Origin of the sequence: Synechococcus sp. 63AY4M2 (assembly GCF_002760475.1) — a bacterium.
Classification (GTDB): domain Bacteria; phylum Cyanobacteriota; class Cyanobacteriia; order Thermostichales; family Thermostichaceae; genus Thermostichus.
Genome location: NZ_AXUX01000001.1, coordinates 683,285 through 692,086 on the forward strand (window position 1 = coordinate 683,285; position 8,802 = coordinate 692,086).

The 8,802-nt window shown below is 57.1% G+C and carries 11 protein-coding genes and 1 pseudogene; 5 read left to right on the forward strand and 7 right to left on the reverse strand.

The features are described 5' to 3' along the window. From SYN63AY4M2_RS03070 to SYN63AY4M2_RS03090, 5 genes are all read right to left on the reverse strand, one after another. Nucleotides 1–144 (reverse strand): helix-turn-helix domain-containing protein (locus SYN63AY4M2_RS03070; RefSeq protein ID WP_143597420.1); only part of this gene is annotated, 144 nt, incomplete at its 3' end. A gap of 229 nt (nucleotides 145–373) precedes the next feature. Further along, nucleotides 374–1,630 carry a BREX system ATP-binding domain-containing protein gene (locus SYN63AY4M2_RS03075; RefSeq protein WP_168175100.1) on the reverse strand — a complete coding sequence of 419 codons (1,257 nt, stop codon included), beginning with the start codon at nucleotides 1,628–1,630 and terminating at the stop codon, nucleotides 374–376. After that, entirely contained in the window at nucleotides 1,603–2,553 is a 951-nt protein-coding gene (locus tag SYN63AY4M2_RS03080; protein WP_041438187.1) for a hypothetical protein, read from the reverse strand. Before SYN63AY4M2_RS03080 ends, SYN63AY4M2_RS03075 begins: the two co-directional genes overlap by 28 nt. Beyond that, entirely contained in the window at nucleotides 2,550–3,161 is a 612-nt protein-coding gene (locus SYN63AY4M2_RS03085; RefSeq protein ID WP_143597334.1) for a hypothetical protein, read from the reverse strand. The genes SYN63AY4M2_RS03080 and SYN63AY4M2_RS03085 overlap by 4 nt, the downstream gene beginning before the upstream one ends. Nucleotides 3,162–3,389: 228 nt before the next feature. After that, complete coding sequence (locus SYN63AY4M2_RS03090) at nucleotides 3,390–4,343, reverse strand: asparaginase (RefSeq protein ID WP_011429816.1); 954 nt, start codon at nucleotides 4,341–4,343, stop codon at nucleotides 3,390–3,392. Between the two features lie 142 nt (nucleotides 4,344–4,485). On the opposite strand from SYN63AY4M2_RS03090, the gene SYN63AY4M2_RS03095 reads away from it, so the two are divergent. The 4 genes from SYN63AY4M2_RS03095 to SYN63AY4M2_RS03110 all read left to right on the forward strand — a co-directional run bounded on the left by SYN63AY4M2_RS03095 (nucleotide 4,486) and on the right by SYN63AY4M2_RS03110 (nucleotide 7,707). Beyond that, a complete protein-coding gene (locus SYN63AY4M2_RS03095) occupies nucleotides 4,486–5,241 on the forward strand; it encodes a sirohydrochlorin chelatase (protein WP_041438185.1) in 756 nt (251 codons plus the stop codon). Between the two features lie 67 nt (nucleotides 5,242–5,308). Then, nucleotides 5,309–6,067 carry a uroporphyrinogen-III C-methyltransferase gene (gene cobA / locus SYN63AY4M2_RS03100; protein WP_099812301.1) on the forward strand — a complete coding sequence of 253 codons (759 nt, stop codon included), beginning with the start codon at nucleotides 5,309–5,311 and terminating at the stop codon, nucleotides 6,065–6,067. Continuing rightward, nucleotides 6,064–6,852: an ABC-2 family transporter protein gene (locus SYN63AY4M2_RS03105; protein ID WP_011429813.1), complete on the forward strand. Its 789-nt coding sequence runs from the start codon at nucleotides 6,064–6,066 to the stop codon at nucleotides 6,850–6,852. The genes cobA and SYN63AY4M2_RS03105 overlap by 4 nt, the downstream gene beginning before the upstream one ends. Before the next feature lie 183 nt (nucleotides 6,853–7,035). After that, nucleotides 7,036–7,707 carry a response regulator transcription factor gene (locus tag SYN63AY4M2_RS03110; RefSeq protein WP_011429812.1) on the forward strand — a complete coding sequence of 224 codons (672 nt, stop codon included), beginning with the start codon at nucleotides 7,036–7,038 and terminating at the stop codon, nucleotides 7,705–7,707. Between the two features lie 21 nt (nucleotides 7,708–7,728). Here the strand turns inward: SYN63AY4M2_RS03110 and SYN63AY4M2_RS03115 are convergent, their stop codons facing one another. Further along, complete coding sequence (locus SYN63AY4M2_RS03115) at nucleotides 7,729–7,992, reverse strand: sulfiredoxin (protein ID WP_011429811.1); 264 nt, start codon at nucleotides 7,990–7,992, stop codon at nucleotides 7,729–7,731. A 294-nt stretch (nucleotides 7,993–8,286) separates the two neighbouring features. Then, complete coding sequence (locus tag SYN63AY4M2_RS03120) at nucleotides 8,287–8,538, reverse strand: hypothetical protein (RefSeq protein WP_143597298.1); 252 nt, start codon at nucleotides 8,536–8,538, stop codon at nucleotides 8,287–8,289. Between the two features lie 41 nt (nucleotides 8,539–8,579). On the opposite strand from SYN63AY4M2_RS03120, the pseudogene SYN63AY4M2_RS14085 reads away from it, so the two are divergent. Next, nucleotides 8,580–8,802 (forward strand): annotated as a pseudogene (locus SYN63AY4M2_RS14085) (RNA-guided endonuclease TnpB family protein); the annotation flags it as partial.

Sequence of the window (8,802 nt, forward strand, 5' to 3'; positions counted from 1 at the left end):
GTAACTGTCGAGGTCGTACCTTCTTGCCCTACCGGATGGTGTACGTACTGCATGGATCCAGCCCTTCTGTTCCCATCGCCTCAAGGTGTGGAGGCACACCCCAAAATAATCCGCCGCTTCTCTCGGTTTTACATACCTAGCCATACCAAGCAGCCATACTGAACATACTGGGCATTATTTTCAGTATAGTCCAGCATATCATTGACTAGAGTCATGCTCTCCAGAGATTTAACTCAATCTCTTCAACTGAAGCACGAACGGCTTTCATCCCGACACTGATTGGCTCTTGAGTCAACACAATTCACCCATACAGTGCGGGGCTTCCCGCCGATTAAGCTAAACTCAGAAAACTTTGAGGAGCACCTAGGCTTGCTTAAGCTTCCTCTTCCAGTTCTTGGATCTCTTCCGTAGGGGTGTGTCCAGTCGCTTTGTCTTCCTCAATCTGAACTGTACCAGTGGGGTTGTAGTACCGGCGCACATCCCACTCAGTAATCCAACGGCGAATAATTGACCGCACGGTAGTTGTGCCGTAAAGAGGAGGGAGCTCAGACCGTGATGGCCGTACCCAATCAGGGTAGGCCTTCTGGTAGAGATCCGCCACCTTGTGCAACATCGCTTGAATGGCCTCCTGAGCTTCCGAACAGGAACGGAGGGGGATAGCTTGCTGAATGGCCTCCATCCCCGCTTTTACAGCTTCTTCAGAAATATGCTTCTGGCGCGCCATCTCAGGTGCCTTCTCCCGATCCCCTTTTTCCTGCAAGATAGACTGCTCAAAGTCGCGGGTTACTGCTCCCGCTAGAATTAGCGGAGCTGCTTTTAGTTCTTCAGGTAAAGTTTCCTTGCCAAACAAGTGGCCAAGAACGCGGTAGGACTTGACCCGCTGCAGGATGCTGTACTGTGCAATCAGCTCGATCTCATCCACCAAAACCACCAAGCCCCTGAGCCCTATGGCCCGACATAGCTGAGCAGAGAAAGCCAGGCGCTGCCAGTGCAGACTTTCCGCAGGAGGTAGCTTGCTGACGGAGTAAGCCCCTGCCAGGCCGTGATCCCGAAGTCTCTGCCGCACCTCTGACAGCCTCAAGGTAGGTTCACCAGCCCAAAAGCGGACAATAGCGTCTAACTTCTCGTCGTCACCCTCTAGCCTTTGGTGTAAAGCTAGAGTAGCCGGCCACCAGCCCTCTCCAAATCGCCATTGGTTAACCGAAAGCTGGAACTCCTGGAAAGAAGGCTGTTTGTACTGCAGACGAGCTGCAATGCCTTGAAGCCCGCGCTCAGCCATGTCAGGGAGTTCGATTTCGGCAAGAATGCGGGGAATTAGGCGACTAGGATTGCCAAGAGGCAGCTCTTTAGAGATGACAACCAGCGAGGTGGCAAAACCCTGCTTCTTTGCTTTTTCCTGCAGAGTTAGTAGAAGATGAGACTTACCAGTTCCGAAGTCCCCCTTCACGAGCATCCCCCCAGGCTCTAAGCTGGGGGCGTTGCATAATTCCCAAAACTTCTCTTCGACCTCTTGTTGCCAGGAGCCAAGTTCTGCAACTGCAAATGGATTGGGAACACCGTTTCGCAGCGCTTCAATCGCTCGTCGGGCTACAAGTGATGCGCTCATTGAAGTTGAACCATAGTTGTACAAGGATTGGGATACTTGGAGGAATATACCTCGTTCTGGATTCGAGTTTGCAAGGCTCGGTACTTATGGTAGGACAAAAGTTCTGATTCAATGAACTCTGGAGGGGCCATGAAGATTATGGCTGTTTTCTCAAGCTTACTCTCTGCATCGATAAACTCTCGCAAGGTTTCATAGAGATCGATGATTTGCCTACGGGTAAAGATTGGACGTCCACTTTCTCTTCGCTCGTAGTAATGAAACAGACTGACAAGGATTGCCGTAGAACCGAACTGGCGTGTAAAAAGTCTCAGAAAAGAAAGTAGGATCTCTCTGGAGTTTGTCCTATCAATCCTTCGAAAAATAGCTGCTCCACGCACTTGACTAATAGATTTCAGCGTGCCTTTGAGCCACTCCTGAACCGCAAGGCACAAACCTTCTAGAGTGCCTGGACTTTGGAGAGGCTCGTAGATAAGACGGGAAATAGCCTTGCGAAAGTCGAGAGCCAGAGAGTAGTCCTGAAAAATCAGCCTCTTGATTTCTCGCTGGAACTGTATGTTAATCTCGCGGGCCTCGACTTGGTAAAACTCTGCCAGTTCCTCTAAAGTACAGTCCTGAGGTTCTGAGCTGAGGGGATATCCAACTTTTTTGAGAATGCTATAGCGCAGTTCTCTGGCAAAAGATTCCCAGTCTACCCTCTGAGCAAGGGCAAACCAAAAATTCTCAATTGAATGTAGATTGATGCACTCTTTGGTTAGATCAAAAAGCTGAAAAGAAGGAGGGGATAGCTTTTCCCGAAGAGATTTGTAGAGGCGGGAGTAGGAATCTCTTGGGACGACAGCTAGCTTGACGGTTGCACCGCCCTCAGGTATGAAGGATCTCAGGTAGTCTTTCTCAAGACAACGCAGCCATAAATCAAGCTGTAGACAACTATGGGTTTCCCCACTCATAGACGCTCAAACTCCAAAAGATAGTAAATATGTTCCTCACCGCGTTCATCGCGAATGCGATAGCAGCGACCTGAGCGAGTGCCTGTAGATGCAGAGAAGATCAAGCGATAGCCATCCACATTGTTGATTGGGCTTCGATCTAGAAGGTAAAGATGTCGGGTAAATTCTACTTCTGTGTAGTCTGAGTTATTGAGGTGGAGAACCTCAAAGACATCTCGCGCAGCTACGCTTATGGAGTTAGGTAGCTGCTCCACACACTTTCTCAGGTAGCCTGCCGCAATTCTTGCCGCCTTCCAAATGAGCTGAAGGACAGCCTGGGGATCAGTCTCTTTGCTCTTGCCGCCTCTTGCTCGCTTGATTGCTTCAGCAATAGCACTGGGCCGCTGGGATCGGAAAATCTTGCGGTCAATACGTATCCGCTCTCTGGCAAAGTGCACTGAGACAGGAAAGGCCACAAAAATGTTGGGATTCTCGGTAGGAAGCCAGGGCTGGCCTACCCGTTCCCCCACTTCGCGGGCCAGGTCTTCGAGGGAGGGGGTGGACAAAACTTGCTGGGCTTGTTCAAGAGCTCGCCTCACCAGCTCCGCTTGGGAGAGAGCTGTGTTCAAGGCAGAGCCGCAGCTTTCCACCTGGCGGTTTACTGCTTGGAGATCTCCCCTTCTGCTAGCAGCTTAAGCGCTGCCTACCGCTTTCGTCACTTTCTTAGTTAGCTCAACCAAGCTGGCCAGCTCGCCGTCGAGAGCTTTGAAAGCCTCCTCAATCATTGCTCTTCCAGTTTTTCGACAAGGTAACACTGCCAGGGAATGAGATGCAAGACTCAGCCCCCGTTGGGTTGCTCAAGGCATGCGCAGCTCCCCTTCCACCTCCAGGCGGGTGTAGGGGCCGACGGCGAGGAAGCGTTCCCCCAGCATCTCGGCGGCAGCCGGTTGGATCCAGCCCATGCGCTGCAGCAGGTGCAGGGCCAGGGCATATTTGGCCCGCGCGGCCCCGTCTTGTACCTTGATGGCCAGGCCCATCCCCTCTCCGACGCGCCCGATGCACTGGATCCCTTCGGCGCCGGACTTGCTGACCAACTCTCCCTGGGTGGCCCGCATCAATTCGGTGTCGAAACATCCCTCACCAGCCACCATTTCGGGGTGGTGGGTCATGGCGCGGGCGATGGCCTCCAAGTCCGGCCGCTCGCCGGCGGTCAGTTGGGCATATAGGGAAGCCAGGTGGTTGAGTTGTAGCTGGTAGGTGGGCACGCCACAGTCGTCACGAGCAAACAAAAACTCTTCTGAGGGCATTTGCAACAAGTCGGCCAACTTGGCCCGCACCAGGGCCTGGACGGGGTGTTGCCGCTGGGCGTAGTCCTGCAGAGTCCAGTTCTGAGCGCGGCTGGCCAGGAGCATGCCGGCATGTTTGCCGGAGCAGTTGTGGCAGAGGGGGCTGGGCTTGCCGGGTGGGGTGGGGCAGACCAGCAAATCGGGAGACAGATCGGCCCGCCAGAGCATGCTGAACACCTGCCGCGCATGGGCCGTGGTGCCCTGATGGGAGGCGCACATAATGGCGATGTCTTTCTCGCTGAGGCGATAGCGCTCGCGGATGCCGGTGGAGAGCATGGCCAGCGCTTGGAAGGGTTTGAGCGCAGAACGGGCAAAAACAGGGGTGGTGCTCTTGCCGGCCATGGCCAGGGATCGCCCGCGGCTATCGGCCACGACCGCTTGGCAATGATGGATGGATTCGGTCAACCCCTCCCGCAAGACATGGATCAACAGTTCGGGGGTGGTAGAACGATTCTCAAATGACATGAAATCCTGGGAAAGGGCCGACGAGTCTGAAAAGGAGGTGTGTACTTTATCAAATCATACGCGCAGATGCGGCGCGAGACGTTGCCGGAACCTTTCCAAGTGGCAAAATAGAACAGTTGCGTCTGGATCCCTGACTGCTGCCATGTCCTCAGCCCCGCTGGTGTTTTTGGTTTGTCACGGCAGCCGGGATCCCGAATACCAGCAAGCGGCGGCGGATTTGCTGGCCCGGGTGCGGCAGCGGCTGGCTCCTCAACCGGTGGAGCTGGCCCAGTTGGAAGGTCAGCCTCTGAGCCTGGCGGAGCAGATTCACAGACACCTGACAGCCCGCCTGGAGGGGCCGGTGGTGCTGCTGTCGCTGTTTATGGGCGGGGGATCCCATGTGGAGGAGGACTTGCCGGCTGCCCTGGAGCAGGTTCAAGCTCGCTGGCCGCACCTGAAGCTGCTGTTGACACCGCCGATTGGCCAGCATCCAGCCCTGCTTGATCTGGTGGCAGCGCGGGTGGCAGCGGCGCAGCGGTTGGGGGAACTGACCCACGGCTGGATCCTGTTTGGCCATGGCAGCCGCCTGCCGGGATTTGCCGCCCAGCTCCAGGCGGGGATCCAAGCTCTGGAACAGCGCTTGCCCGGAATCCGCTTGCATGTGGCTTTTGCCGCCCAGCCCCCCACACTGGAAGCGGCCGTAATCCATTGCCTGCGCCTCGGCCAGTATCGCCTGCGGGTGCTGCCGTTTTTTCTCTTTCCGGGCGGTCTGCTGCGCGCTTTACAGGAACAGGCTCAGCGGCTGCAGCGAGAATGGCCCTTGTTGCAGATCACGGTGGAGCCGCCCCTCTGGCGGGATCCCCAACTGGTGCAGGCCATTCAGGAGACCCTGCAGACGGCCTGTCTGACCTGGAAGTAGAGTTGGTTGGTCAAAACTGTCCTGTTCCAGCAGAATAGATATCTCCGGAAAACCATTGGGACTCGAGATGGGCAAAGTGTATCTGGTGGGGGCAGGACCTGGGGATCCGGGACTGCTGACGGTGAAGGGCAAGGCCCTGCTCGCCCATGCGGACGTGGTCATCTACGATGCCCTGGTGGGCTCCCCCATTTTGGATTTGATCCCGCCCACAGCAGAGCGGATCTACGCCGGCAAACACTGCGGCGCCCACACCCTTCCTCAGGAACAGATCACCGCCTTGCTGATCGAGAAAGCCCAGACGGCAGCCGTGGTGGTGCGCCTCAAGGGCGGGGATCCCTTCATGTTTGGGCGGGGGGGAGAGGAGATGCTGGCCCTGGTGCAGGCCGGGATCCCGGTGGAGGTGGTGCCGGGAATTACAGCGGGCATGGCCGCCAGCGCCTATGCCGGGATCCCCCTCACCCATCGCGACCTCAGCTCCTCGGTTGCTTTTGTTACTGGCCACGAGGCGGCAGGCAAATACCGCCCCCAGGTCAATTGGCGTGCCCTAGCCGAGGCCGTAGAAACCTTGGTGATCTACATGGGCATGCACAACCTCGGCTACATCGCTGCCGAATTGTTAGCGGGAGGAAAAGATCCCGCTACCCCAGTCGCCTTGATCCGCTGGGGCACCACCCCGGAGCAAGAGATTCATCTGCTCCGTTTGGAGTCTCTGGCCGGTCAGCCCTCGCCTGCGGCGCCGCCCGCCATTGTCGTGGTGGGGGCGGTGGTCAATTTGGCCAGCCTGTTGCCCACCTTGTACCCCCTTGCCCCTTCAGAACCTCAATGAACGCCTTTTTTCGCAAGCTGAGCGCGCTCTTTGCCGCCTACTACGCCTACATGCTGGAGTACCGGGCGGAGCTGCTCCTGTGGGCCTTGGCCGGATCCCTGCCCTTGATCATGATGGGGCTCTGGAGCGAGGCGGCCCGTTCAGGAGATTTCTCGCTGTCTTCCCTAGAGTTCATCCGCTATTTCCTGGCCGTGTTCCTGGTGCGCCAGTTCAGCATCATCTGGGTAATCTGGGACTTTGAGCGGGAGGTGGTGGAGGGAAGACTCTCGCCCCTTCTGTTGCAGCCTCTGGATCCCGCTTGGCACCATGTGGCCAGCCACCTGATGGAACGCCTGGCCCGCCTCCCCTTTACCGTGGCTTTGATTGCCCTCTTTTTCCTGCTCTACCCCCGCGCTTTTTGGATCCCGTCTTGGCAACAAGTGGCGCTGGGATCCCTGGCCATTTTGTTGGCGTTTGCCCTGCGCTTTCTCATGCAGTACACCCTGGCGCTGCTGGCCTTTTGGGTGGAGCGAATATCGGCCTTGGAGCAATTCCACTTTTTGGTGTACCTATTTCTCTCAGGGGTGATCGCCCCTCTGGAGGTGTTTCCGCCGGCGGTGCGTCAGGCCTTGGCCTGGACGCCCTTTCCCTACTTGGTGCATTTTCCCGCCAGCCTCTGGGTGGGGATCCCGCAAGATATCCCGCGCGGTTTTGCCATGGGCCTGGCCTGGCTGGTTCTGTTTTGGCTGGTCAACCGCTGGCTGTGGCGCAAGGGTTTGCAACACTACTCCGGGATGGGAGCTTAGGCCCAGTCCGCCTGAGCCGGCAGCCAGACCGCTTCCGAAACTATCATGGGGCAAGGATCTATCTATAGTTGACTGCCAGTATCCCTGTCTAAACTTCAATCTTGCGGCAAGGGTTGAACACTGCCCTCAAGTCATCCCTCTGTTACGCCTCAACCATTCCTCAACAGCCTCTCCCCGGTCATCATGAAGCGCGTATTGGTCGTAGATGACGATCCCCTCTCCTTAAAGGTGCTGAGCCGCCACCTCACCCAGCACGGCTATCGGGTTTGTACAGGCGCTTCGGGTGTAGAAGGGTTGCGCCTGTTTGCCCAAGAGCAGCCGGATGTGGTGGTATCGGATGTGGTGATGCCGGAAATGGATGGCTTCGAGTTTTGCCGCCAACTGCGCCAACAGCGGGGCGGCGAACTCGTTCCTTTCATCTTCCTCTCCTCTCGCAGCGAGCTGGATGACCGCGTTCAGGGCTACGAGTGGGGAGCCGACGACTACATCATCAAGCCCTTCGAGCCGCTGGAGCTGGTGGCCAAGATCGAGGCGCAAATCGAACGAGCCCGCCGCACCCAGTTGGAGATTCTGCGCCTAATCCAGCAGCAGACCCAGGCCAAAGCTGAAGCTGCCCCCCGTCCCACCTTGGCAGATCTCCCCCTCACCCCTGCCGAAGAGCGGGTGTTCCGGGAAGTGATCCGCGGCCTCACCAACAAGCAAATTGGCGAGAAGCTGTTCATCAGTCCGCGTACCGTGCAGACCCACTTGACCAACATTCTCAGCAAGCTCTCTCTGGAAAATCGCTCCCAACTGGTGCGCTTTGCCTACGAACGGGGCTACATCCCCCGGGAAGAGTCGAGCGACAAAAAATAGGTTGGGAGAGAGGGATCCCTTCTAGGCTAGGTGGAGTCTTAAGACGGCAGGCGTTGCCTTGCGCACCCGGCAAGGAATCCGCTCCCTACCCAAGCGGACAAATGCCTCGTAGCGGTGGCAGCCCGAGAACCCGTAGTACTCTCCCTCCACTTCCAAAACCTCGATCGGCTCCTGCAGCCCGATTGCTTCGATGGAAGCCATCAGTGCCCGCACCTTCTCCGGATCCGTCTGCCGCGGCAAGGGGCGACGAATTTGGGCCAAGGGAATCTCGCGAATTTGCGCCATGGTGAATTCTCTCCCTAGGTAAGCTCCTTAATCATACTCGTTATGACTTTGCTCTAGCAAGGCTTGCAGAGGGGGTGGATTCTCAGGTCAGAGCATGGCAGGATAGCACCATCCCTCGCTGCCCTTTCGCTCAGGAGCCAACTTAGCCATGTGGCAACTCCTCCAGGCTTTATGGGGAAAGATCGCCGGCAAGGCTCCTCCCGTACCCCCTGCCGTCAGGACAGGCAAGGCCCCACAAACCTCCCCTGGCAAGAGGCCGCCGCAGTCATCTTTCACCTGCCCAGCAGAAGCCTCTCAGCCCACGCTGGAACCTTCCACTCCAGCGGTAGCCCGGCAGGGTGGGGAAGCGGCGGTGTTGATCGCTTCCCAGGAGAAATCCCCCGACTCTGAGACAGTAGAATCTCCCCTGGGCACCTCTACGGCCAAAAGCATCGGCAGCTTCTGGGCCATGGCCGATACAGGATCCCGGATTTCCCGCATTGCTTCCGCCACCGACAGTGGCCGCGCGGTCAGTTCTATTTCAAGAAAACGCGCGGGATTCCCCATCGTCTGTACGGTGGGGAGGGATAGCGCCTAATATAACCTGCATGACCCAAGTCCTGACTGTCTTCTGCAAGCTCAAGGTATCTGCCTCGCAAGCCACAAAGCTGGATGCAACTTTGGATGCCTTTGCCCAGGCCTGTCAACCAAAACACGCCAGAGAAGATAACCAACGCTCTTCAGCTTCAGTCTCTGAGCGACCGCGAAATCCATGCACGGTTTGGGCTGTCCAGCAACTTGGCTGTGCAGGTATGTAGGTCCATCCCCCCG